The organism is Streptomyces sp. AM25 (assembly GCF_058146165.1).
On record NZ_JBKIWN010000141.1, the window covers coordinates 1 to 21,403 of the forward strand.

The 21,403-nt window shown below is 71.4% G+C and carries 25 protein-coding genes; 7 read left to right on the forward strand and 18 right to left on the reverse strand.

Going from position 1 to position 21,403, the window contains the following annotated elements:
- Positions 1-333 precede the first annotated feature (333 nt).
- The 3 genes from ACLHRZ_RS41645 to ACLHRZ_RS41655 form a co-directional block, all read right to left on the reverse strand.
- Positions 334-1,008, reverse strand: a complete 675-nt coding sequence (locus ACLHRZ_RS41645; RefSeq protein ID WP_490423840.1) for a DNA-3-methyladenine glycosylase — start codon at positions 1,006-1,008, stop codon at positions 334-336.
- A 95-nt stretch (positions 1,009-1,103) separates the two neighbouring features.
- Positions 1,104-1,535, reverse strand: coding sequence for a barstar family protein (locus tag ACLHRZ_RS41650; RefSeq protein WP_490423841.1), 432 nt, complete (start codon positions 1,533-1,535; stop codon positions 1,104-1,106).
- A complete protein-coding gene (locus ACLHRZ_RS41655; RefSeq protein ID WP_490423842.1) occupies positions 1,532-1,969 on the reverse strand; it encodes a guanyl-specific ribonuclease in 438 nt (145 codons plus the stop codon). The genes ACLHRZ_RS41650 and ACLHRZ_RS41655 overlap by 4 nt, the downstream gene beginning before the upstream one ends.
- Positions 1,970-2,080: 111 nt before the next feature.
- On the opposite strand from ACLHRZ_RS41655, the gene ACLHRZ_RS41660 reads away from it, so the two are divergent.
- Positions 2,081-2,629: a YbhB/YbcL family Raf kinase inhibitor-like protein gene (locus ACLHRZ_RS41660; protein ID WP_490423843.1), complete on the forward strand. Its 549-nt coding sequence runs from the start codon at positions 2,081-2,083 to the stop codon at positions 2,627-2,629.
- Between the two features lie 400 nt (positions 2,630-3,029).
- A complete protein-coding gene (locus ACLHRZ_RS41665) occupies positions 3,030-3,521 on the forward strand; it encodes an HNH endonuclease (RefSeq protein ID WP_490423844.1) in 492 nt (163 codons plus the stop codon).
- A gap of 76 nt (positions 3,522-3,597) precedes the next feature.
- Here ACLHRZ_RS41665 and ACLHRZ_RS41670 read toward each other — a convergent pair whose 3' ends face one another.
- The 4 genes from ACLHRZ_RS41670 to ACLHRZ_RS41685 all read right to left on the reverse strand — a co-directional run bounded on the left by ACLHRZ_RS41670 (position 3,598) and on the right by ACLHRZ_RS41685 (position 6,804).
- Positions 3,598-4,365, reverse strand: coding sequence for a sulfite exporter TauE/SafE family protein (locus ACLHRZ_RS41670; RefSeq protein ID WP_490423845.1), 768 nt, complete (start codon positions 4,363-4,365; stop codon positions 3,598-3,600).
- 103 nt (positions 4,366-4,468) lie between these two features.
- The gene (locus tag ACLHRZ_RS41675) at positions 4,469-5,404 is read right to left on the reverse strand and encodes an SPFH domain-containing protein (protein ID WP_490423846.1); all 936 of its coding nucleotides are present in this window, start codon (positions 5,402-5,404) and stop codon (positions 4,469-4,471) included.
- Positions 5,405-5,504: 100 nt separating this feature from the next.
- Positions 5,505-5,927, reverse strand: a complete 423-nt coding sequence (locus tag ACLHRZ_RS41680) for an NfeD family protein (RefSeq protein ID WP_490423847.1) — start codon at positions 5,925-5,927, stop codon at positions 5,505-5,507.
- A 67-nt stretch (positions 5,928-5,994) separates the two neighbouring features.
- Positions 5,995-6,804, reverse strand: coding sequence for an ABC transporter ATP-binding protein (locus tag ACLHRZ_RS41685; protein ID WP_171085808.1), 810 nt, complete (start codon positions 6,802-6,804; stop codon positions 5,995-5,997).
- A gap of 91 nt (positions 6,805-6,895) precedes the next feature.
- Here ACLHRZ_RS41685 and ACLHRZ_RS41690 point away from each other — a divergent pair, with 91 nt between their 5' ends.
- Positions 6,896-7,702: an Rv1486c family protein gene (locus ACLHRZ_RS41690; RefSeq protein WP_490423848.1), complete on the forward strand. Its 807-nt coding sequence runs from the start codon at positions 6,896-6,898 to the stop codon at positions 7,700-7,702.
- A gap of 78 nt (positions 7,703-7,780) precedes the next feature.
- On the opposite strand, the gene ACLHRZ_RS41695 is transcribed toward ACLHRZ_RS41690, so the two are convergent.
- The 4 genes from ACLHRZ_RS41695 to ACLHRZ_RS41710 all read right to left on the reverse strand — a co-directional run bounded on the left by ACLHRZ_RS41695 (position 7,781) and on the right by ACLHRZ_RS41710 (position 10,586).
- A complete protein-coding gene (locus tag ACLHRZ_RS41695; RefSeq protein WP_490423849.1) occupies positions 7,781-8,149 on the reverse strand; it encodes a chaplin in 369 nt (122 codons plus the stop codon).
- Positions 8,150-8,345: 196 nt separating this feature from the next.
- Positions 8,346-8,603 carry a chaplin gene (locus ACLHRZ_RS41700; RefSeq protein ID WP_490423850.1) on the reverse strand — a complete coding sequence of 86 codons (258 nt, stop codon included), beginning with the start codon at positions 8,601-8,603 and terminating at the stop codon, positions 8,346-8,348.
- Positions 8,604-8,758: 155 nt separating this feature from the next.
- Entirely contained in the window at positions 8,759-9,448 is a 690-nt protein-coding gene (locus ACLHRZ_RS41705) for a response regulator (protein WP_490423851.1), read from the reverse strand.
- A complete protein-coding gene (locus ACLHRZ_RS41710) occupies positions 9,441-10,586 on the reverse strand; it encodes a GAF domain-containing sensor histidine kinase (protein WP_490423852.1) in 1,146 nt (381 codons plus the stop codon). Before ACLHRZ_RS41710 ends, ACLHRZ_RS41705 begins: the two co-directional genes overlap by 8 nt.
- Positions 10,587-10,692: 106 nt before the next feature.
- On the opposite strand from ACLHRZ_RS41710, the gene ACLHRZ_RS41715 reads away from it, so the two are divergent.
- Positions 10,693-11,391, forward strand: coding sequence for a nitroreductase family protein (locus tag ACLHRZ_RS41715; RefSeq protein WP_490423853.1), 699 nt, complete (start codon positions 10,693-10,695; stop codon positions 11,389-11,391).
- 341 nt (positions 11,392-11,732) lie between these two features.
- A complete protein-coding gene (locus tag ACLHRZ_RS41720; RefSeq protein ID WP_490423854.1) occupies positions 11,733-12,434 on the forward strand; it encodes a transglycosylase SLT domain-containing protein in 702 nt (233 codons plus the stop codon).
- An 87-nt stretch (positions 12,435-12,521) separates the two neighbouring features.
- Here the strand turns inward: ACLHRZ_RS41720 and ACLHRZ_RS41725 are convergent, their stop codons facing one another.
- The gene (locus ACLHRZ_RS41725) at positions 12,522-15,077 is read right to left on the reverse strand and encodes an ABC transporter ATP-binding protein/permease (RefSeq protein WP_490423855.1); all 2,556 of its coding nucleotides are present in this window, start codon (positions 15,075-15,077) and stop codon (positions 12,522-12,524) included.
- Between the two features lie 231 nt (positions 15,078-15,308).
- Here ACLHRZ_RS41725 and ACLHRZ_RS41730 point away from each other — a divergent pair, with 231 nt between their 5' ends.
- A complete protein-coding gene (locus ACLHRZ_RS41730) occupies positions 15,309-16,865 on the forward strand; it encodes a streptophobe family protein (protein ID WP_490423856.1) in 1,557 nt (518 codons plus the stop codon).
- A 142-nt stretch (positions 16,866-17,007) separates the two neighbouring features.
- Positions 17,008-18,228 carry a phosphoserine phosphatase SerB gene (serB, locus tag ACLHRZ_RS41735; protein WP_490423857.1) on the forward strand — a complete coding sequence of 407 codons (1,221 nt, stop codon included), beginning with the start codon at positions 17,008-17,010 and terminating at the stop codon, positions 18,226-18,228.
- Between the two features lie 18 nt (positions 18,229-18,246).
- Here the strand turns inward: serB and ACLHRZ_RS41740 are convergent, their stop codons facing one another.
- The 6 genes from ACLHRZ_RS41740 to fabG all read right to left on the reverse strand — a co-directional run bounded on the left by ACLHRZ_RS41740 (position 18,247) and on the right by fabG (position 21,357).
- Positions 18,247-18,768, reverse strand: coding sequence for a SixA phosphatase family protein (locus ACLHRZ_RS41740; protein WP_490423858.1), 522 nt, complete (start codon positions 18,766-18,768; stop codon positions 18,247-18,249).
- Between the two features lie 87 nt (positions 18,769-18,855).
- Positions 18,856-19,074 carry a hypothetical protein gene (locus tag ACLHRZ_RS41745; RefSeq protein ID WP_490423859.1) on the reverse strand — a complete coding sequence of 73 codons (219 nt, stop codon included), beginning with the start codon at positions 19,072-19,074 and terminating at the stop codon, positions 18,856-18,858.
- A 170-nt stretch (positions 19,075-19,244) separates the two neighbouring features.
- Positions 19,245-19,361 (reverse strand): SGM_5486 family transporter-associated protein, encoded by a 117-nt coding sequence (locus ACLHRZ_RS41750; RefSeq protein ID WP_490423860.1) that lies wholly within the window; start codon positions 19,359-19,361, stop codon positions 19,245-19,247.
- Positions 19,362-19,394: 33 nt separating this feature from the next.
- Positions 19,395-19,742: a hypothetical protein gene (locus ACLHRZ_RS41755; RefSeq protein WP_490423861.1), complete on the reverse strand. Its 348-nt coding sequence runs from the start codon at positions 19,740-19,742 to the stop codon at positions 19,395-19,397.
- A gap of 119 nt (positions 19,743-19,861) precedes the next feature.
- On the reverse strand, positions 19,862-20,632 hold the full coding sequence (fabI, locus tag ACLHRZ_RS41760; RefSeq protein WP_490423862.1) for an enoyl-ACP reductase FabI: 771 nt from the start codon (positions 20,630-20,632) through the stop codon (positions 19,862-19,864).
- A gap of 5 nt (positions 20,633-20,637) precedes the next feature.
- On the reverse strand, positions 20,638-21,357 hold the full coding sequence (gene fabG, locus ACLHRZ_RS41765; RefSeq protein WP_490423863.1) for a 3-oxoacyl-[acyl-carrier-protein] reductase: 720 nt from the start codon (positions 21,355-21,357) through the stop codon (positions 20,638-20,640).
- Between the last annotated feature and the right edge of the window lie 46 nt (positions 21,358-21,403).

Genomic DNA, 21,403 nt, shown 5'->3' on the forward strand with positions numbered 1-21,403 from the left:
ACGCTTCCTTCGTACTCACCCTCTCGGGCTTTCCTCCGGGCGCTTCCCTTCGGTGTTTCCGACTCTATCAGATCCTTTTCCGTGCCGTTCCCGGCTCGAATTCGTTTCCGATATCCCCGTCGGAGGGGGTGCTCACTACGTTAGCGGATTTCCCGTCCCGCTCATAATCGAGCCGATCGGATTCGTATTTCGGCACAGCGAAACACGGCCCCGGTCCGGGGAGTTCCTCGTGAGTAGTGATTGTGCCGCTCATCGGACGCGCACGACGGCGCAGCCCGCCTCAAGCGGCTCGGGCTACGTTAGGCCCTCGCAGCCGCCGGAGTCAAGCACCGCTCAAGCGCGGCTCGTCCGCGGCGTCTTCTCCGGCTTCCGGGCGCGGTCGCGCGGCACATGGGCCCGGTAGGGGCTGACCGTCGGGTCGCCGTCGGCCCAGAAGCGCCAGGGGTGTGCCGCTCCCTCGCCGCCGACCCCGGTGCGGGGGCCGTTGCGGATGCGGGAGCGGGCGACCGGGCGGCCGGCGAGGATGCCGAGCGGGGCCCCCGGGCCTGCGCAGACGTCGGTGCCGTTGAGGGAGCGGTCGATGTCGAGTGCCGTGGCGAGGCGGGCCGGGCCCTGGGCGAGTTCGCGGTCGGCCCGGGCCTTGGCGCGGCGCGTGCGGGCGAGGTCGACGCCCCGGATCACCTCGCCCCCGCGCAGCAGGACGCCGCTCGCGGTGCCCTCGGGGCCGCAGACGAGGTTGAGGCTGAACCACATGCCGTAGATGAAGTAGACATACGCATGGCCCGGGGGTCCGAACATCGACGCGTTCCGCTCGGTACGTCCGCGGTAGGCGTGCGACCCCGGGTCGGCCTCCCCCGCGTAGGCCTCGACCTCCGTGATGCGGAGCTCGATCGGCCCCTCGGGGGTCGTACGGACCAGGGTGCGGCCGAGCAGTTCCGGGGCGACCTCCAGGACGGGGCGGTCGAAGAAGTCCCGGTCGAGCGGCGTGCGGTCAGGCGCGGGGATCATGCCGCTCGAGCGTAGTGGACCCGGACGGCCCGGCGGGACGTGCCCGGCACCTGTACGCCTCGGAGGGCCCGCCCCGCCCGGCCGTCCCCGGGCCGTCACGACAGGAGGACGGTGAGGGGCGCCTCCCGGTCCGCCCAGAAGTCCACCGCGTCCGCCAGGATCGACTCCGCCGTGCGTGCGGCCCCGGGGGCGGCCTTGGTGAAGGCGTCCCAGTCCTCGGCGATCAGCAGGTAGCCGCGGAACTTGCCGGTCTCGCGCCACCAGGACAGGTCCGTCAGGCAGTCGGAGAGGGCGTCCCAGTTGCGGCCGAACCACTCGGGGAGGTCGAGTTCGGCTGCGCACCGCTCCAGGAAGGACGTCTTGTCCTGGACGCCTTCGAGGCGCAGGCGGGCCACCCGCCAGTCGGCCTCGGCGGCGGCCGCGGCGACGTGGGCGGGGGAATCGGCGGGCGGGAGCCGGTAGACGCCCGGCCGGGTGGGGCCGTTGAGGAGTGCGGGGAGCCCTGGAGCGGGCAGGGGGCCGGTCATTGCACCACCGCCTCGAAGGTCTTGTAGTGGTCGTCGGTGTAGTAGCGCTCTTCGTGGCTGCCGGTGATGATGCGGCGGGCACCGCGGTTGCCGGCGCCGGGGGTCGGGACCGTGTACTCGTGGTAGTAGCCGCGGTTCTGCTTGGGCAGCCGGTTCTCGTGGTTGCCGAAGACGATGCCGTCCCTGTCGTACGGGTAGGGTCCGCCCTTCTTGATGAGTTCGAGGGTACGGCGTGCCTCGGGGGGCAGCTTGTCCTCGGTGACGGTCTTCATGCCCTTGGCCCACGACGGCGTACCACCGGACGGCTGCTGAGGGGCCGTCGACCGGGAGTGGGACGTGGACGGGGACTTGTCGGTCTTGTGACCGCTGTGGGACGAACAGGCGGGCAGGAGCAGCAGCAGGGCTCCGGCAAGGAGCGCGGTCAATGCGCGCATGACACTTCTATACACACTTCGATGCACACCTCGTATGGTCGCAGCCGTTACTGACATGTCCTCGTTAGGCTGGCCCCCTTCATCTACCCGCGTGTACAGGAGGTGTCCTGCGTGTCAGGCGTATCCGAGCAGAAGCGGCGGCCGCTGCCCCACGATTTCCACCCGTCGGTTCCGTCGTTCACGGTGGTCAGCGATGACGTGAGCCCGGGGGCTGCGCTCAGGAGCGATCAGGTCTTCAGCGGGGGCAACGTCTCGCCGCACCTGCGCTGGGAGGGTTTCCCGGAGGGCACGAAGAGTTTTGCGGTGACGTGCTTCGACCCGGATGCGCCGACCGGGAGCGGCTTCTGGCACTGGGTGCTCTTCGACATCCCGGCGGACGTGACCGAGCTGCCGGCGGGCGCCGGGAGCGGGGAGATGAAGGGGCTGTCGGCGGGCGCCGTGCACGTGCGGAACGACTACGGGACGCGGGACTTCGGCGGTGCCGCGCCGCCGCCCGGGGACGGTTCGCATCGCTATGTCTTCACTGTGTACGCGGTGGACAAGGAGAAGCTGGGGCCGGATGAGGCTGTCTCGCCGGCGGTCGTGGGCTTCAACCTGCGGTTCCATGCGCTGGCCCGGGCGCAGCTGATCGGCGAGTACGAGAACCCCGCGGCCGGCTGACGGCCGCTCGCAGGCCGCGACGACCGGAAATTCCGTTGCGCCCCGCCGCCCCGGATCGCACAGTGGTGCATGGCTGACGGCTTCTTTCAGGGCCGTCGGGCAGTGGACACCGCAGTGGCGGGGGCGGCGGGGCGCGCGTGCGCCGGCCGTCTGCCGGAGGCCGGTCTCTGTGGCCGGGTGGCCGCGTCTGCTGCCGTGCGCTCCGGGCCCGCGTTTCGCACGGGGGAAGGGCCCGGAGCGTTCCCCGTTCGCCTGTGCGCCTCCGTGTCTTCACTCCGGCGTCCCGTGATGATCAACTTCCCTTTGCCGTAACGAAATTGCGTTGTTCCCGTCCCACTGCCCCGGCAGAGTTGAGCCATCTTTGCCGCGGGGGTGAAGAGCGGTCCGGGAGGTGGACGGGGTGCGGGAGACGCTGGTGCTCAATGCGAGCTTCGAGCCGTTGGCGACGGTTTCGCTGCGGCGTGCGGTGGTGCTCGTCCTGCAGGACAAGGCCGTTGTGGAGCGGGCGCATCCCGGGTTGCGGGTGCGGGGGTCGGCGGTGGAGATACCGGTGCCCCAAGTGATCAGACTCTGCCGGTACGTACGGGTGCCGTTCCGACAACGGGCGCCGTGGTCGCGGCGCGGGGTGCTGGTGCGTGACCGGCACCGGTGCGCGTACTGCGGGCAGCGTGCGACCACGGTCGACCATGTGGTGCCGCGGTCGCACGGGGGCCAGGACACGTGGCTGAATACGGTTGCCGCCTGCGCCGCGGACAATCACCGCAAAGCGGACCGTACGCCGGAGCAGGCGGGGATGCGGTTGCTCATCCGGCCGTTCGAGCCGACCCCCGCCGATTCGCTGCTGCTCGCGCTTGGGCTGGAGGACGGGGGTTGGCTTCCGGCCGTCGCCTAGTGCTTCGCCTGCGAGCCGTCTTGGGCTTGTCGCGCAGTTCCCCGCGCCCCTGTCGGGGCGGTTATCGGGGCGCCCCCTACCTGAGCAGCATCTGGGCGATTGCCGCTGCGCCCACCACGACGATGACTCCGCGCAGTGCGGTGGGCGGGAGGCGGCGGCCGATCTTCGCGCCCAGCTGGCCGCCGAGCGTGGAGCCGGCGGCGATGAGCAGGACGGCCTTCCAGTCGAAGTGGGCGACGCAGAGGAAGAACAGTGCGGCCACACCGTTGACGATGAGCGCGAGGACGTTCTTGAGGGCGTTGATGCGCTGCAGTTCGTCGTTGAGCAGCAGGCCCATGAGCGAGAGGTACATGACGCCCTGGGCGGCGCCGAAGTAGCCGCCGTACGCGCCGGCGAGCAGGAGGCCTATGAGCAGGGCGGGCCCGCCGTGGGTGGGGGCGGCGGTCCCGTTGCGCTCGTGACGCCGGGCGAGGGCGCGGGCGAGGCGGGGCTGCAGGACGACGAGCACGAGGGCGAGGCCGATGAGGGCCGGCACGATGGTGTCGAAGGCCTTCGACGGCAGGGCGAGCAGCAGGATCGCGCCGGTGAGGCCGCCGGCGAGGGCGGTGGCACCGAAGAGGGCGATCCGGCGGCCCTGGCCGCGCAGTTCGCGGCGGTAGCCGACGACCCCGCTGATGTTGCCGGTGACGAGGCCGAGGGTGTTGGAGACGTTGGCGGTGACCGGCGGCAGTCCGGTGGCGAGGAGCACCGGGAAGGTGAGGAGGGTGCCCGAGCCGACGATGACGTTGATGGTGCCCGCGCCGATACCGGCGGCGAAGACCGCGAGTGCTTCCCAGATGGACAAGGCCATCTCCTTCTGATCAGTGTGTCGCCTCCCCGCCGTGAGAGGTCGGGGGGCCGCACTGATCATGGATCACGAAGGAAGCGGGGGGAAGCGCCTGCGGTGGTCAGTCGATCGGCGGCTCTTCGCGGCGCGGGGTCTCCTTGGTCAGCTTCGGGCCGCCGCCCATGGGGCCGAAGTTCCCGACGGCTCCGCTGAGGCCCTTGAGGGCGTCGCCGATCTCGCTGGGCACGATCCAGAGCTTGTTGGCGTCGCCTTCGGCGATCTTGGGGAGCATCTGGAGGTACTGGTACGAGAGCAGCTTCTCGTCGGGGTCGCCCGCGTGGATGGACTCGAAGACGGTGCGGATGGCCTGGGCCTCGCCCTCGGCGCGGAGTGCGGCGGCGCGGGCCTCGCCCTCGGCGCGGAGGATGGCGGACTGCTTCTCGCCCTCCGCGGTGAGGATCTGGGACTGGCGGATGCCCTCGGCGGTGAGGATGGCGGCGCGCTTGTCCCGGTCGGCGCGCATCTGCTTCTCCATCGAGTCCTGGATGGAGGTGGGCGGCTCGATGGCCTTGAGCTCGACGCGGTTGACGCGGATGCCCCACTTGCCGGTGGCCTCGTCGAGGACGCCGCGCAGGGCGGCGTTGATCTCCTCGCGGGAGGTGAGGGTGCGCTCCAGGTCCATGCCGCCGATGATGTTCCGCAGGGTGGTGACGGTGAGCTGCTCGATGGCCTGGATGAAGCTGGAGACCTCGTAGGTGGCGGCCCGGGCGTCGGTGACCTGGTAGTAGATGACGGTGTCGATGTTGACGACCAGGTTGTCCTGGGTGATGACCGGCTGCGGGGGGAACGGGACGACCTGCTCGCGGAGGTCGATCCGGTTGCGGATGGAGTCGATGAAGGGGACGACGATGTTCAGGCCGGCGTTGAGGGTGCGCGTGTAGCGGCCGAAGCGTTCGACGATGGCGGCGCTGGCCTGCGGGATGACCTGGACCGTCTTCATGAGGGCGATGAAGACGAGCACCACCAGGATGATCAGGACGATGATGATCGGTTCCATCGAGGCTCCCCACGCCTTGGTCGTTGATCGCGGTCTGTGATCGTGATGTGGAGTCTTTCAGATCGCGTGCCCGTGTGCAGGCGTTGGGCCCACATCCCGGTCACATCACCACGGCTGTCGCACCGTCGATCTCGATGACGTCCACCTGCTGGCCCACCTCGAAGCTCCGCTCGGTGTCGAGGGAGCGGGCGGACCAGATCTCGCCGCCGAGCTTGATGCGGCCTCCGGAGCCGTCGACCCTTTCCAGCACGGTCGCCTGACGGCCCTTCAGGGCCTCGACGCCGGTCGCCAGCTCGGGCCGCCGGTCGCGGTGCCGGTTGGCGATGGGGCGGACGACCGCGATGAGGGCGACGGAGACGACGGCGAAGACCACGAACTGGATCACGGTGCCGCCGCCCAGCCTCGAGGTGACAGCGGCGGCGACGGCCCCGGCGGCCAGCATGCCGAACTCGGGCAGCGCGGTCACGATCAGCGGAATGCCCAGTCCGACGGCGGCCACGAGCCACCACACCCATGTGTCCACGTGGTCATGGTAGGCGTGCGGCCCGCGCCCGGGACAGAGCGCGGGCCGGTGACCCGGCGGACCGGGGTCAGGAGAGCGGCAGACCCCGGGCGGTCCAGCGGTCTCCGTTGCGCTCGACGACCAGGGGGAGGCCGAAGCAGTGGGAGAGGTTGCGGGAGGTGAGCTCGAGCTCGATGGGGCCGGCGGCGAGCACCTTGCCCTGACGGATCATCAGGACGTGGGTGAAGCCGGGGGCGATCTCCTCGACATGGTGGGTGACCATGAGCATCGAGGGCGCGAGCGGGTCGCGGGCGAGGCGGCCGAGGCGGCGGACGAGGTCCTCGCGGCCGCCGAGGTCGAGGCCCGCGGCGGGCTCGTCGAGCATCAGCAGCTCGGGGTCGGTCATCATCGCGCGGGCGATCAGGGTGCGCTTGCGCTCGCCCTCGGAGAGGGTGCCGAACTTCCGGTCCAGGTGGTCCGTCATGCCGAGCACGTCGAGGAAGGCCCGGGCGCGCCGCTCGTCGACCTCCTCGTAGTCCTCCTGCCAGGTGGCGGTCATCCCGTAGGCCGCGGTGAGGACCGTCTGCAGCACGGTCTGGCTGCGCGGCAGCTTGTCGGCGAGGGCGATGCCGGCCACGCCGATGCGCGGGCGCAGCTCGAAGACGTCGACGGCGCCGAGCTTCTCGCCGAGGATCGTCGCGGTGCCCTTGGTCGGGAAGAGGTAGCTGGAGGCGACATTGAGGAGGGTGGTCTTGCCGGCGCCGTTGGGGCCGAGGATGACCCAGCGCTCGCCCTCCTTGACCGACCAGGAGACCTGGTCCACCAGAGCCCGGCCCTCGCGGACCACGGATACGTCCACCAGTTCCAGCACTTCGCTCATGAGCGCGTTGTCTCCCATTGCAGTCTCGATCGTCGCTTGCGCCTGTGGACGCAGCCCCCAAGGAAAACCTACGCCACCGGTCGAGCGTGCCGGTCCTTAGGCTGGGGCCATGCTCGTTGAACATCGCTCAGGACGGCTCGCCGCATGGGGAAATGCCCTCCTTGCCGGGTTTGTCGCGCCGGATGACGCGGCGCACCACATCACCGCGGACGACGCCGTCCACCGCGTCGCCGGACTGCCCGGGGAATCCGGCCCGGTCGGCCTGACCCTCGCGCTCGGCCGGCTGCGGGCGCTCGGCGCCACCGGGCTGCGCCTGGCGCTGCCGGTGCCGGGGCACCCGCTCGGGCTCAGCGGACCGCCGGAGTTCAATGCCCGCGCCATGGAGGCCGAGGAGGCGGTCGTCGTCTCGGGCGTGGCGCTCGGGCTCGTGCCGGAGGTCTCCGAGGCCGGGCCCGCGGGCGATGTGCACGCGGAGGTGGTCTGGCACTGCCTGCCCGTGCGGGAGGCGCCGCCCGCGGACGTGCCCTCGCTCGGGGAGGCCGAGCGCGAACTGGCCGAGGCGCTGCGCGAGGCGACGGAGGTGCTCACCCGGCTCGACGTCGCGGGCTCGGGGCCGGTGACACAGGCCGCCCTGGATGCCTACCGGGCGCGGGCGGAGGCGGGGCGCGAGGTGCTCGCGCCGGGGTATCCGCCGCGGGCGGTGCGGGTGCTGGAGCTGGCGCAGCGGGTGGGCGCGCTGGTGTCCATCGCGTACGAGCCCGGCGACCGCGAGGGCCGGGAGCACGGCGGCGCGGTGAGCGCCTCGGAGATCGCGGCGCGCGCCGCGGCGCTGCGGCCGGTGGAGCGCACGGCCCGGCGGGCCCAGGTGGCCGCGTACAACGCGCCCGTGGAGGAGCGGGAGCGCGGGCGGCACTGACCCGCCCCGGGCAGCGGAAGGCCCCGCGGAACGGATGTCCGCGGGGCCTCGCCTTGTGCCGGCGGAGTGCCGTGGAGGTCAGTCCTCGTCGTGGTGACCCTCGTGGCCGCGGTCCTCGTGGCCACGGTCCTCGTGGTGCCCACCCTCGTGGTGGTGGATGTGGCGTACCTCGCGGTACTCCTCCCGCGGCGAGGCGTTGACGCAGGTGTTGCCGAACGTCGGGTTGAGCAGCCCCACGATGTCGATGCTGTTGCCGCACAGGTTGATCGGGAGCTGGATCGGGACCTGGATGACGTTGCCCGAGATGACACCGGGCGAGCCCTTCGCGACCCCGATGGCGCCCGCACCGTCAGGGCCGCCACCGGTGGCAAAGGCTGCGCCGACGGAAGCTGTGACGGCGGCGCCTGCTGCGGCCAGAACGAGGGCTGCCTTCGTGGCTCTGTTCATAAGGTGTCTTCCTTTTGCTGAGACCTGTCGACCCCAGCCATGGGGGCCGTGCACTGATGAACGCCACTGCGCCGCCGACGGCACGGCCGTCGGCGGTGTTTGCCCTCGTTCGGACGATTGACTGCCCCGGAAATCCGCCGGTCGGCCCCGCCCGGGAGGAGCGGGGACGACCGGCGGACGAGCCGGGCCGGGGGCCTTACTCGTTGACGCAGAGGTTGCCGTGCGTGGGGTTCAGCGCGCCGACCACGGTGACCGTGTTGCCGCAGAGGTTCACCGGAACACTGACGGGGGCCTGGACGACGTTGCCCGCGACGACACCGGGGGAGTTCTGCGCCACGGCACCCGCACCGACGTGCCCGCCGCCGTGCCCGTGGGCGGAGGCGATACCGGCACCCATGAGGGCGAGGCCGCCGGCAGCGATGGTGATGGCAGCGGCCTTCTTCATGTTCTTCACTCTTCCTGAGACCTTCCTGGAGCTTTCGCCACGGCCAGCCGCCGCGGTTACGCCATGGAAAACGGGCCTCTGCCGGACGAGTTGCGCCCCTGGGCGGGTTATCACACGACCGCATGAACCGCCGATCAGAACGTGACGTTCCGCTACGGCCTCCGTCAGGCGCCAAGTCCCTGGCGAACGGCCCAGAGGGCCGCCTGAGTGCGGTCGGCGAGGTCGAGTTTCATGAGGATGTTGGAGACGTGCGTCTTGACGGTCTTCTCCGACAGCACCAGGGCCCGGGCGATCTCCCGGTTGGACCGGCCGTCCGCGATCAGGGCGAGCACCTCGCGCTCCCGTTCGGTGAGCGCGTTGCCTCTCCCCTGCCCGTTGCCGCCCTCGTCCTGCGACAGCAGGGCCCCGGCCGCCTCGGGCTGCAGCAGGACGTGCCCGGCGTGCACGGACCGGATGGCGCCGGCGAGCGCGTCCGGGTCCACGTCCTTGTAGACGTAGCCCGCCGCACCGGCCCGCAGGGCGGGGATCACGGTGCGCTGCTCGGTGAAGCTGGTGACGACCAGCACCCGGGCCGGGTGCGCCAGCTCCCGCAGTCTGCGCAGCGCCTCGATGCCGTCCATGCCCGGCATCTTCACGTCCATGAGGACGACGTCGGGGCACAGCTCCTCGGCGCGCTCCACGCCCTCCGCGCCGTCCGCCGCCTCCCCCACCACCTCGATGTCGTCCTGGACCTCCAGGAACGTCCGCAGCCCCCGGCGGACCACCTGGTGGTCGTCCACCAGCAGTACTCGAATGCTGGTCTTCTCCGGGGGGTGCCCCCCGGACCCCCTGCCGGAACCGCGGGCCTCAGCCACCGGGCACCTCCATTTCGATCGTCGTGCCCTTGCCGGGCTCCGAGACAACGGTCAGCCTGCCGCCGACCCCGTTGGCCCGGTCCCGCATGGAGACCAGGCCCAGGTGCCGTCCGGCCCGGCGGACGGCGGACGGGTCGAACCCCTGCCCGTCGTCGGCCACCCGCAGGGCCGCGCCCTGGCCGCAGCGGGCCAGGGTGACCTCGACGGCGCCGGCGCCGGAATGGCGCAGCGCGTTGTGCAGGGCCTCCTGGGCCACGCGCAGCAGCGCCTCCTCCTGGGCGGCCGGCAGGGCCCGTACGCCGCGGGAGGCGAAGGTGACGCGGGCGGTGTGGGCCCGGTCGAGGACCTTGACCTGGGTGCGCAGGGTGGCGACGAGGCCGTCCTCGTCCAGCCCGGCGGGGCGCAGCTCCACGACGGCGGCACGGAGTTCGTCGGCCGCCTCGGCGGCGAGCCGGGCGACCTCGTGCAGCTCCTCCTTGGCGCGGGCCGGGTCGCGGTCGACGAGGGCGGTGGCGGCCTGGGCGGTCAGCCGCAGGGAGAAGAGCTTCTGGGAGACGGCGTCGTGCAGCTCGTGTGCGAGGCGGGACCGTTCCCCGGCGATGGTCAGCTCGCGGCTGCGCTCGTAGAGGCGGGCGTTGGTGAGGGCTATGGCGGCGTGCTGGGCGAGGACGCGCAGCAGTTCCTCGTCCTCGGCGGTGAAGCCGCAGCCGCCGGCCGGCTTGGGGCAGCGCTTGTTCGCCAGGAAGATCGCGCCCAGGATCTCGTCGCCGTCGGCGACGGGCATGCCGAGGAAGTCGGACATGTCGGGGTGGGCTGCGGGCCAGCCCTCGAAGCGGGGGTCGAGGCGGACGTCCGCCAGGCGCTGCGGGGTGGCCTCCTGGAGCATCGCGGCGAGGATGCCGTGCTGGCGGGGCAGCGGGCCGATGGCCTTCCACTGCTCGTCGCTGATGCCATCCACGACGAACTGGGCGAAGCCGCCGTGGTCGTCGGGGACGCCGAGCGCCGCGTACTCGGCGTCGAGGAGTTCGCGGGCCGAGGCGACGATCGTGTGCAGGACGTCGCGCACCTCCAGATGCCGGCTCATGGCGAGGAGGGCGCTGCTCACGGCGGTCAGTCCGGAGCGTGGGCCAGTGGTCATGGCCTCACCGTACCCACGGGGCACCCGCGGGGGATCGGACCGGCGGCCGTCGGCGGGCGGGACCCGGGGCCTAGGCCGAAAGGCCCGCGCGGGCCAGACTCGGGCCATGACGTCACCGATGCAGTGGACACCCATCCATGGCGAGCCCTACCGGCCGGTGCCCTACCGGCCCGAGCGGATGCCCGCCGCCGAGTCGCTCGTGCGGGCCGCGGAGCTGCGGGAGCGGATGGACCGGCGCAGGACGGTGCGGCGGTTCTCCGCCGACCCCGTGCCCGAGCAGGCCGTGCGGGACGCGATCGCGTGCGCGGCCACGGCGCCGTCCGGGGCGCACCAGCAGCCGTGGACGTTCGTGCTGGTGAAGGACCCGGAGGTGCGGCGGCATATCCGGGCGGCCGCGGAGGAGGAGGAACGCGTCTCCTACGAGGGGCGGCTGGGCGAGGAGTGGCTGGCGGCGCTGCGGCCGCTGGGCACGGACGAGGTCAAGCCGCATCTGACGGACGCCCCGGCGCTGATCGTGGTCTTCCAGCAGCGCTACTGGCTCGGGGCGGACGGCGAGCGGCGCAAGCACTACTACGTGGACGAGTCGGTCGGCATCGCGGTCGGGATGCTGCTCTCGGCGCTGCACCTGTCGGGGCTGGCGGCGCTGGTGCACACGCCGAGCCCGATGCGGTTCCTGGCGGAGGTGCTGGGGCGGCCGGTGAACGAGAAGGCCTTCGCGGTGATCCCCGTCGGCTATCCGGCGGCGGACTGCGAGGTGCCGGACCTGGTGCGCAAGAGCCTGGACCAGGTGCTGGTGGAGATCTGATCCCACCCCGCCACGGAGTGCACTGCGACGCTCACGCCGGGTGAACCCCTAGGGGTCCCAGTGTGAGCCCGCTCATGGGATGCAGATCACTTACGAACCGGCCTAGTGGATGCATAAGCCCGCCATAAGGGGCGGCGCACACAGGGACCGGACAGGTTCGCCGGGCCGCGGGCGGACCCCTCCGCAACGAAGCGGGATAGTACGTCACGCCTTTGCCACAGCATTTTGCGAGCGCTAAGAATTTTCCCGTCGCACGGCGCCGTCGAAAGACGCGGCGCTGTTTTTTTCAGCCCAAAAAACGGCCGCTGCGGCTCACGCGATCGGAAGAGGTTCAGCTCGTCATGCGCTCCCCCATCTCTGGTTATACCCGCCTGACCAAGGTCCACAAGTTCTCCGCCGCCGGTATCGCCGGCGCGGGCGCCGCCGCTCTGGCCTTCGCGCTCGTGCCGACCGCCGACGCCAAGGGCGACGCGCAGTCGATCGGCGTGAAGGAGGTCGCATGGAACTCCACGGCCTTCGGTGAGACCCAGCAGGCCGAGCTGACCAAGCAGGCGGACACCGCTGCCGCGCAGGCCAAGACCGCCGCCGAGGCCAAGAAGAAGGCCGACGACGAGGCGAAGGCCAAGGCCGACAAGGAGCGCGCCGAGCAGCAGGCCGCGAGCCGTTCCGAGGAGCGCAAGCCGGTCGAGGCCGCGCCCGCCGCCCCGGCCCCCAAGGCCTACGCCGACAACCTGGACGGCTGGATCCGCCAGTCCCTGGACATCATGGCCGCCAAGGGCATACCGGGCACCTACGACGGCATCTACCGCAACATCATGCGCGAGTCGACGGGCAACCCCCAGGCCATCAACAACTGGGACTCCAACGCCGCGGCCGGCATTCCCTCGAAGGGCCTGCTGCAGGTGATCGACCCGACCTTCAAGGCGTACCACGTCGACGGCACCTCCTGGGACATCTACGACCCGGTCGCCAACATCACCGCTGCGTGCAATTACGCGGCCAAGGTCTACGGCTCGATGGACAACGTGAACTCGGCTTACTGATCGATTACAGATCGATCATTTGCAGAAAAGGGCGGCTGCTCCCGGAATCCGGGAGCAGCCGCCCTTTTCGTCGTGCGGCAACAGCCGTTACTTGCGCATGACTTCCGGCTCGTGACGGCGCAGCAGGCGCGCGACCACGATTCCGCAGATCACGCCGAGCGCGATGAGCACGGCCACGTCGATGCCCCACTGTGCGGCGCTGTGCGTCCAGAGCGGGTCGAGGTTGTCGCGGTTGCCCTTGTCCATCGGCGCCATGATGTGCGAGAGGTCGAGCGTCGCGGCGGCGGCGCCGATCGCCCAGCGGGAGGGCATCAGCCAGGCGACCTGCTCGACGCCCGGCGAGTCGTAGATCTTGAACATGATGCCGGTGAACACCACCTGGACGATGGCGAACATGACCAGCAGCGGCATGGTCTTCTCGGCGGTCTTCACCAGCGAGGAGATCACGAGACCGATCATCATCGACGTGAAGCCGAGCGCGATGATCACCAGACACAGCTCGACGGCCGGGAGGCTCTTGAGGATCACGCCCTCCTTCGGCATCTTGCGGATCGAGAAGCCGATGACGGAGATGATGACGCCCTGCAGGGCGGTGATCAGTCCGAGGACGACGACCTTGGACATCAGGTACGCGGAGCGGGAGAGGCCGACGGCCCGTTCCCGTTCGTAGATCACCCGCTCCTTGATCAGTTCTCGGACGGAGTTGGCCGCGCCCGAGAAGCACATGCCGACCGCGAGGATCAGCATGATCGTGCCGGCGTCCTGGTTGAAGTGCCCCGGGGCCGGGGCACCGAGGCCGTAGTCGGACGGGATCACACAGCTCACGCCGCCGAGCACCGCGGGCAGGATGAGCATCAGGCCCATGAAGCCGCGGTCGGAGGCGATGACCGAGGCGTAGCGGCGCATCAGCGTCCACAGCTGCGAGCCCCAGCTCTGCGCCTTCGGCGGGCTCTGCGGCTGGACGTGCACGGACTGCGGGGCGACGGCGTCGATGTCAGCGGCGTACATCTGGTAGTGCTGCGAGCCCTTCCAGCGGCCCGCCCAGTCGTAGTCGCGGTAGTTCTCGAAGGCCGAGAAGACGTCGGCCCAGGTCTCGTAGCCGAAGAAGTTGAGCGCCTCCTCCGGCGGGCCGAAGTAGGCGACCGAGCCGCCGGGCGCCATGACCAGCAGCTTGTCGCAGAGCGCCAGCTCGGCCACGGAGTGCGTGACCACCAGGACGGTGCGGCCGTCGTCGGCCAGGCCGCGCAGCAGCTGCATGACGTCGCGGTCCATGCCCGGGTCGAGGCCGGAGGTGGGCTCGTCCAGGAAGATCAGCGACGGCTTGGTCAGCAGCTCCAGGGCGACCGAGACGCGCTTGCGCTGGCCGCCGGAGAGGGCGGTGACCTTCTTGTCCTTGTGGATGTCGAGCTTGAGCTCGCGCAGCACCTCGTCGATGCGGGCCTCGCGCTCGGCGGGCGCGGTGTCGCCGGGGAAGCGGAGCTTGGCCGCGTAGCGCAGCGCCTTCCGGACGGTGAGCTCCTTGTGCAGGATGTCGTCCTGCGGGACCAGACCGATGCGCTGGCGCAGCTCGGCGAACTGCTTGTAGAGGTTCCGGTTGTCGTAGAGGACGTCGCCCTGGTTGGCGGGGCGGTAGCCCGTGAGCGCCTTGAGCAGGGTGGACTTGCCGGAGCCGGACGGGCCGATGACGGCGATCAGCGACTTCTCCGGGACGCCGAAGGAGACGTCCTTGAGGATCTGCTTGCCGCCGTCGACCGTGACGGTCAGGTGGCGCGCGGAGAAGGAGACGTCGCCGGTGTCGACGAACTCCTCCAGCCGGTCGCCGACGAGCCGGAAGGTGGAGTGACCGACACCGACGGTGTCCTGGGGGCCGATGATCTGCCGGCTGACCGGCTGACCGTTGACGTAGGTGCCGTTGTGGCTGCCGAGGTCGACGATCTCGAAGCGGCCGTCGCTGGTGGCCCGGAACTCCGCGTGGTGGCGGGAGACCTGGAGGTCGGAGACGACCAGCTCGTTGTCCAGGGCACGGCCGATGCGCATGACGCGGCCGACGGCCATCTGATGGAAGCTGGTCGGGCTGCGGTCGCCGTGGACGGGCGCCGCGCCCGCGGCACCGCCGCCGGTCGGCTGCTGCGGCTGCGCGGCCGGGGCCGCCTGCTGCTGCGGGACGTAGGCCTGCTGGTGCTGCTGGGCCTGCGGCTGCTGCCAGGCCTGCTGCGGGTGCTGTGCCTGGTGGGGCTGGGCGGCCCAGTCGTGTCCCGGCTGCTGCACCGGCGCCTGGTACGCCTGGTGCTGCTGCGGCGCGGCCATGGCCGTCTGCGCGTTGTACAGGTCCGCGGCCGGGGCCGCGGCCGCCGCTGCGCTCAGGTGCAGCACGGGACCGTCGGTGGCATTGCCGAGGTGCACGGCGGATCCGGGGCCGATCTCCATGTGATGGATGCGCCGGCCCTGCACATAGGTGCCGTTGGTGCTGCCCTGGTCCTCGATGACCCAACTGTGGCCGCCCCAGCGCACGGTGGCGTGCCGCCACGACACCCGGGCGTCCTCGAGCACCATGTCACCCTGCGGATCACGACCCAGGGTGTACGACCTGGACGGATCGAGCGTCCAGGTCTGTCCATTCAATTCCAGTACGAGTTCCGGCACTCCATGCCCCACTACTTGTCCCCCGATGAGCCCCCTGCACAGGGAGTCTAGGGATGGCGAACATCGGGAGGAACTATTTCAGGCACAGTCCCCCGACCGAAAGTCGGGGACTGAAGCAGCCGTGTAACAGGCACCGTTGACCGATCCGAAAGTCGCCCGGAGAGTGGTAACAGCCCATGGATGCGTACGGATCACCAGCATCCGGGCAACTGGTATGGACCGGGGGGCGCAATGACCATCACCAGTGGCAGGCGCGCAGCTTTCGGCGCAGATCTGCTCCTTACTTCCATAGCGGCCGTGAGCTGGGCTTTTCTTGCCATGGCGGGAATTGCGGCACTCGGTCTGCATCTGCTCGGGGCGGATGCCGCGGGACGGCTGGGGCCGATGACGGCCGCCGTGGTCGTACTGGCGGTCGGCGGATCGGTGACTCCGTCGGGCTCGGTCGAGGCCTTCGGGCTGGCCGGTGCCGGGGCGCACACCACCATCGATTTCGCGCCACTGGGGGTGAGCCTGGTGGGGGCGCTGCTGCTCGGCGGCATCTTCGCCCGCTCCCTGCGCCCGGCCGGGGCCGCCCTGCGCGGCACCGAACTGGCCGCGCGGGCAGGCGCGGTGGCCCTGCTGTTCGTCCTGCTGCTGGGCGGGCTCGCGTGGGCCGGGTCGTCCACGGTCACCTTCGACGGCAGCAGCACGGGACTGGGCAGCGGGGGGCTGCAGATCCCCGGGCTGGGGGACATCGGCGGCGGGCTGGCCGACCGCATCTCCGGGCTCGCCAAGGCCAAGGCCTCCGTCGGCTTCTCGGTGCGCACCGGTCCCTCGCTGCTCGGCGGGGCGGTGTGGGTGCTGGCCGTCCTGCTGATCGCCGTGCTGGCCTCGCGCCGGGCCCGGCTCCCGGTGGCCTGGTCCGCGCTGCACCGCAGCGTCCGCCCGGCGGCCTCGGCGGTGTGCGCGGTGCTGGTGCTGGCGGTCGTGGCGGGCCTGGCGGCGGCGGTGGCCGCGGCCGTCGGCGACGGCCACCCCCGGCGGGTGCTGGGGGCCGCGCTGCTGGGGGCGCCGAACGGCGTGTGGATCGGGGTGCCCCTGGGCCTGTTCGTGCCCTGGCACGGCACGGCGAGCGGATCGCTGCTGCAACTGCTGCCCGACCCGCTGGACAAGCTGCTGAAGGGGCAGACCGACGCGGCGGTCTCGGTGAGCCGGCTCGCGGACCTGGAGCCGCTGGTGTGGCTGCTGAGCGTGGGGAGCGTACTGCTGATGCTGACGGCCGGGGTGCTCACGGCCGTCCGCACCCCGCGTGACGGGGCACGGGCCGTCGCCTTCGCGGGGCGGTGCGCGCTGTCGCTCGGGGCGGCCACGGCCGTGGCCCTGCCGCTGCTGGTACTGGCGACCCGGCTGAAGGTGGACGCCAGTCTGTCGGTGCTGGGCATCGACGCCGCCGGGGCCGGTCTGGACCTGGCCGGAAGTGTGCCGTTCGCGCTGCTGCTGGGGGCGCTCTGGGGGGCCGTCGCGGGGGCGGCCGGGGCGCTGTCGGCCTGTGCGACGGGCACGGCGGGCCGCAGGGCCGTACGCTCCCGGACGTACCCCGATCCAGCGCATCTGCCGGGCCCGTACACCCCGTCCTCGTCGTACCGCCCGTCGAGCGGCGACACCAATCCGTACCTGCACCTGCCGGGGGAGGCACCGTCCGAACTCCCGACCCGTACGGGACAGCCCATGCCACCGCCGCGCAGGCCGCGCAGGCCACCGGACACGACCCCGCCTCCCCCACCGCCGCCGGGGCCTCGCACCCCGTAGAGGCCTCGCGCCCCGTCAGGGGCGGGGCTGCATTCGCCATGCGGCTCCGCCGCGTGGGCGCGAGCGACCACAACCGGCCCGCAGCCGAAGAACCCGCACCGCTTCGCGGAGGCGGCACGGCGCCGGATACCGTAGACCCACCATGAGCGCATCCGAGAACGTCGTCCCCGCCGACGACGACCCCACACTGCTCGTCAAGATCTTCGGCAAGGACCGCCCCGGCATCACCGCCGGCCTCTTCGACACCCTCGCCGCCTTCGCCGTGGACGTCGTCGACATCGAGCAGGTCGTGACCCGGGGCCGGATCACCCTGTGCGCCCTGGTCACCGCGCCGAAGGGGGACGGGGTGACGGAGGGCGAACTCCGTTCCACCGTGCACAGTTGGGCGGACTCGATGCGGCTGCAGACCGAGATCATCTCGGGCCGGGGCGACAACCGGCCGCGTGGCGTGGGCCGTTCCCACGTCACCGTGCTCGGGCACCCGCTCACCGCCGAGTCCACGGCCTCCATCGCGGCCTGCATCACCGGCACCGGCGGCAACATCGACCGCATCTTCCGGCTCGCCAAGTACCCCGTGACGGCCGTGGAGTTCGCGGTGTCCGGCACCGAGACGGAGGCCCTGCGCACCGCCCTGGCCCTGGAGGCGGCCAAGCTGGGCGTGGACGTGGCGGTCGTCGCGGCCGGGCTGCAGCGGCGCGCGCAGCGGCTGGTGGTGATGGACGTCGACTCCACGCTCATCCAGGACGAGGTCATCGAGCTGTTCGCGGCGCACGCCGGCTGCGAGGCCGAGGTCGCGGAGGTCACCGCGCGGGCGATGCGCGGCGAGCTGGACTTCGAGGAGTCGCTGCACGCCCGGGTGGCGCTGCTGGCCGGGCTGGACGAGTCGGTCGTGGACAAGGTGCGCGCCGAGGTGCGGCTCACCCCCGGCGCCCGGACGCTGATCCGCACGCTGAAGAAGCTCGGCTTCCAGGTGGGCGTGGTCTCGGGCGGCTTCACCCAGGTCACCGACGACCTGCGGGAGCGGCTGGGGCTGGACTTCGCGTCCGCCAACACCCTGGAGATAGTGGACGGGAAGCTGACCGGCCGGGTCACCGGGGAGATCGTGGACCGGGCCGGCAAGGCCCGGCTGCTGCGCCGGTTCGCGGCGGAGGCCGGGGTGCCGCTCGCCCAGACCGTGGCCGTCGGTGACGGTGCGAACGACCTGGACATGCTCAACGCGGCAGGCCTGGGGGTGGCGTTCAACGCCAAGCCCGTGGTGCGGGAGGCGGCGCACACCGCGGTGAACGTGCCCTTCCTGGACACGGTGCTCTATCTGCTCGGCGTCACGCGCGAAGAGGTCGAGGCGGCCAACACCCACGAGTGAGGCCGCACTCGGATGCGGTTACTTGGGGTGCGGCGTCCAGAAGGAGACCAGGCGGGCGCCGCTGTGCTCCACGGACTTCCAGGAGCCGGTGACCGCGAGCACCGCGACGGCGGACGTGGGGAAGCCCGAACGGTTCATCCGGGTCAGGGCGTCGCCCTCCGCGCTGCCGGCCAGGGCGTCGGCCACCGCGTGCATACCCGGGTTGTGCCCGATGAGCAGGACGTCCTTGGCCTCGTCGGAAATCTCGTTGATCAGGGCGATGAGCTCGCCCGCCGAGGCCTCGTAGATGCGCTCCTCGTAGACCGTGCGGGGGCGCCGGTCCAGCTCGTGGGCGGCGAGCTTCCAGGTCTCGCGGGTGCGGGCGGCGGTGGAGCAGAGGGCCAGGTCGAGGGGGATACCGGAACCGGCGAGCCAGCGTCCGGCGGCCGGGGCGTCCTTGCGGCCGCGCTCCGCGAGGGGGCGGTCGTGGTCGTCGACATCCGGCCAGTCGGCCTTGGCATGCCGGAGAAGGACGATCCTGCGGGTCGGTTCGGCGCTCATGGCGTCCAGCTTCGCATGAAACGGGCGGCGAGGCGCGGGGTGTTGGGAGGCTTGCCCCCACAGGGTGGCGGAGCGCCGCGCCGGAGCTCACGGCGCACGGTGTTCGACCGCGCGCTGGAGGAGCTGGACGACGTGGACGAGCGAGCCGCCGCCCGGCCGGCCCGCTCCCTCCCCGGTGTTCGCCGAGGCGCTCGGGGCGAGCAGGGAGAACAGCGCCAGGAAGGCGACCGCGGGCAGCACCAGGGCCCACCACGGCAGTCTGGCCTGCGTCGTGCCGGGGGTGTGCGCCTGCCGTCCGGCAGCCATGGGATCGCCTCCGCGTAGTCCGGTGCACCATCGCGTCGCGGTGCACTACGAACCTACGGAGCGCGGGCTCCGTCTCCCATCCGGTAACCCACCCACGCGACCCTGGGGCTGCCCCCACCATCCCCTAGGGGATCAGGACGGCCGCGTCGGGGTCGGGGCCCGGCGCCGGGTCAGGGAGAGGCGATCGTCGCGACGATGGCGATGACCACGGTGATGCCGAGCATCACGCCGAGGATGGTCAGCAGGGCCTTCTGGCCGTTCTGGGGGTTGGGCTCGAGGACGGGCATGCGCACAGTGTCCCATCCCCGCGGGCGGGGTCCTCACCCGGGCAGGTGGCTCACCCAGACCTGGCGTATCTCCAGCCAGCAGCGCTGCGCGAGGGATACGTGCCGGGCGGGCTCCACGGTGACGGTGGCGGTGTCCATGCCGGGGTCCCACCACCGGGCGCACTGGACGTGCAGCTGGACGCGGTCGGGGGTGGCGTTGGCGTTGAAGCAGTCGGCGACGGCGCGGGAGCCGTCGACGCGTGCGCTGCACTCCGCCTCCAAGGGGTGCCGCGCCGTCCCCGCGGAGCCGCGCGGCACGGCGGCCGGGGCCGCCGTGGACGTGGACGCGGACAAGGCGACGGCCACGAGCAGCAGGGCCGTTCGGCGGAACGGGAAGCGCATGCCGGTACACCTCCTCCCGTCCCCAGTGTGCGGGCTCACGGCCGGGTGCACGACCGGAGGAACGCGCGATGCCCGCCCCGGCGCACCGGGGCGGGCATCGGACAGGTCACCCGACGGGCTCAGGCGCCCATCATGTGCACGCCGCCGTCGACGTGCACGATCTCGCCCGTCGTGCGCGGGAAGAAGTCGGACAGCATGCCGACCACGCCGCGGCCCGCCGGCTCCGGGTCGGTCAGGTCCCAGCCGATCGGGGCGCGGTGGTTCCACACGTCCGCGAGCTCCTCGAAGCCCGGGATGGACTTGGCGGCCATCGACTTGAGCGGGCCGGCCGAGACCAGGTTGCAGCGGATGCCCTTGGGGCCCAGGTCGCGGGCCAGGTAGCGGTTGGTGGACTCCAGGGCCGCCTTGGCCACGCCCATCCAGTCGTACTTCGGCCAGGCGATCTGCGCGTCGAAGGTCAGGCCCACGATCGAGGCGCCCTCGCCCATCAGCGGCAGCAGGGCCATGGCCAGCGACTTGTAGGAGTACGCCGAGACCTGGACGGCCGTGGAGACGTCCTCCCAGCTGCCCTCGAGGAAGTTGAAGGCGCCCTGCGGGCCGAAGGCGATCGAGTGCACGATGCCGTCGAGGCGGGCGTCCTCGCCCAGGTGCTCGCGGACCTTGTCCGCCAGCCCGTCGAGGTGCTCCTGGTTGGTGACGTCCAGCTCGATCACCGGCGCGGGCTTCGGCAGCCGCTTGGCGATGCGCTCCACCAGGGAGAGCCGGCCGAAGCCGGTGAGGATGACCTCGGCGCCCTCGTTCTGGGCCACCTTGGCGGCCTGGAAGGCGATCGAGGCCTCGGTGAGGACACCCGTGACGAGGATGCGCTTGCCTGCGAGGATTCCACTCATGTCGATCAGTGACCCATGCCCAATCCGCCGTCGACGGGAACGACGGCTCCGGTGATGTATGCGGCGTCCTCGGAGGCGAGGAAGCGGACCGAGGCGGCGATCTCCTCGGGCTGCGCGTAGCGCGCGAGCGGCACCTTGCTCGTGATGGCCTCCCGCTGCTCGTCGGTGAGCACACGGGTCATGTCCGTGTCGACGAAACCGGGGGCGACCACGTTGACGGTGATGTTGCGGGAGCCCAGCTCACGCGCGAGCGAGCGGGCGAAGCCGACCAGGCCCGCCTTGGAGGCGGCGTAGTTGGCCTGGCCCGCGGAGCCCAGCAGGCCCACCACGGACGAGATCAGCACCACGCGCCCCTTGCGGGCCCGCAGCATGCCCTTCGACGCACGCTTGACGACCCGGAAGGTGCCGGTCAGGTTGGTCTCCAGCACCGAGGTGAAGTCCTCCTCGGACATCCGCAGCAGCAGCTGGTCGCGGGTGACGCCGGCGTTGGCCACCAGCACCTCGACCGCGCCCTGCTTCTCCTCGATCTCCTTGTAGGCCTGCTCGACCTGCTCGGGGTCGGTGATGTCGCACTTCACGGCGAGGCAGCCCAGCTCCGTCAGGGCGGCCGGCGGCTCTCCGGAGCGGTACGTGAAGGCCACCTTGTCGCCGGCCTCGGCGAAGGCGCGGGCGATGGCGAGGCCGATGCCCCGGTTTCCTCCGGTGACGAGAACCGAGCGGCTCAAGGGATCACCCTTCCGTTTCGTTCGATCGGTAGTGCTGGATACAACG

Coding starts and splice junctions, on each gene's coding strand:
- ACLHRZ_RS41740 (WP_490423858.1), bottom strand. CDS start 18,768: ATGAGCGCCGAACCGACCCGCAGGATCGTCCTTCTCCGGCATGCCAAG.
- ACLHRZ_RS41720 (WP_490423854.1), top strand. CDS start 11,733: ATGCGCTCCCCCATCTCTGGTTATACCCGCCTGACCAAGGTCCACAAG.
- ACLHRZ_RS41685 (WP_171085808.1), bottom strand. CDS start 6,804: ATGGGAGACAACGCGCTCATGAGCGAAGTGCTGGAACTGGTGGACGTA.
- ACLHRZ_RS41750 (WP_490423860.1), bottom strand. CDS start 19,361: ATGCCCGTCCTCGAGCCCAACCCCCAGAACGGCCAGAAGGCCCTGCTG.
- ACLHRZ_RS41755 (WP_490423861.1), bottom strand. CDS start 19,742: ATGCGCTTCCCGTTCCGCCGAACGGCCCTGCTGCTCGTGGCCGTCGCC.
- fabI (WP_490423862.1), bottom strand. CDS start 20,632: ATGAGTGGAATCCTCGCAGGCAAGCGCATCCTCGTCACGGGTGTCCTC.
- ACLHRZ_RS41695 (WP_490423849.1), bottom strand. CDS start 8,149: ATGAACAGAGCCACGAAGGCAGCCCTCGTTCTGGCCGCAGCAGGCGCC.
- ACLHRZ_RS41655 (WP_490423842.1), bottom strand. CDS start 1,969: ATGCGCGCATTGACCGCGCTCCTTGCCGGAGCCCTGCTGCTGCTCCTG.
- ACLHRZ_RS41650 (WP_490423841.1), bottom strand. CDS start 1,535: ATGACCGGCCCCCTGCCCGCTCCAGGGCTCCCCGCACTCCTCAACGGC.
- ACLHRZ_RS41730 (WP_490423856.1), top strand. CDS start 15,309: ATGACCATCACCAGTGGCAGGCGCGCAGCTTTCGGCGCAGATCTGCTC.
- ACLHRZ_RS41645 (WP_490423840.1), bottom strand. CDS start 1,008: ATGATCCCCGCGCCTGACCGCACGCCGCTCGACCGGGACTTCTTCGAC.
- serB (WP_490423857.1), top strand. CDS start 17,008: ATGAGCGCATCCGAGAACGTCGTCCCCGCCGACGACGACCCCACACTG.
- ACLHRZ_RS41715 (WP_490423853.1), top strand. CDS start 10,693: ATGACGTCACCGATGCAGTGGACACCCATCCATGGCGAGCCCTACCGG.
- ACLHRZ_RS41675 (WP_490423846.1), bottom strand. CDS start 5,404: ATGGAACCGATCATCATCGTCCTGATCATCCTGGTGGTGCTCGTCTTC.
- ACLHRZ_RS41690 (WP_490423848.1), top strand. CDS start 6,896: ATGCTCGTTGAACATCGCTCAGGACGGCTCGCCGCATGGGGAAATGCC.
- ACLHRZ_RS41745 (WP_490423859.1), bottom strand. CDS start 19,074: ATGGCTGCCGGACGGCAGGCGCACACCCCCGGCACGACGCAGGCCAGA.
- ACLHRZ_RS41710 (WP_490423852.1), bottom strand. CDS start 10,586: ATGACCACTGGCCCACGCTCCGGACTGACCGCCGTGAGCAGCGCCCTC.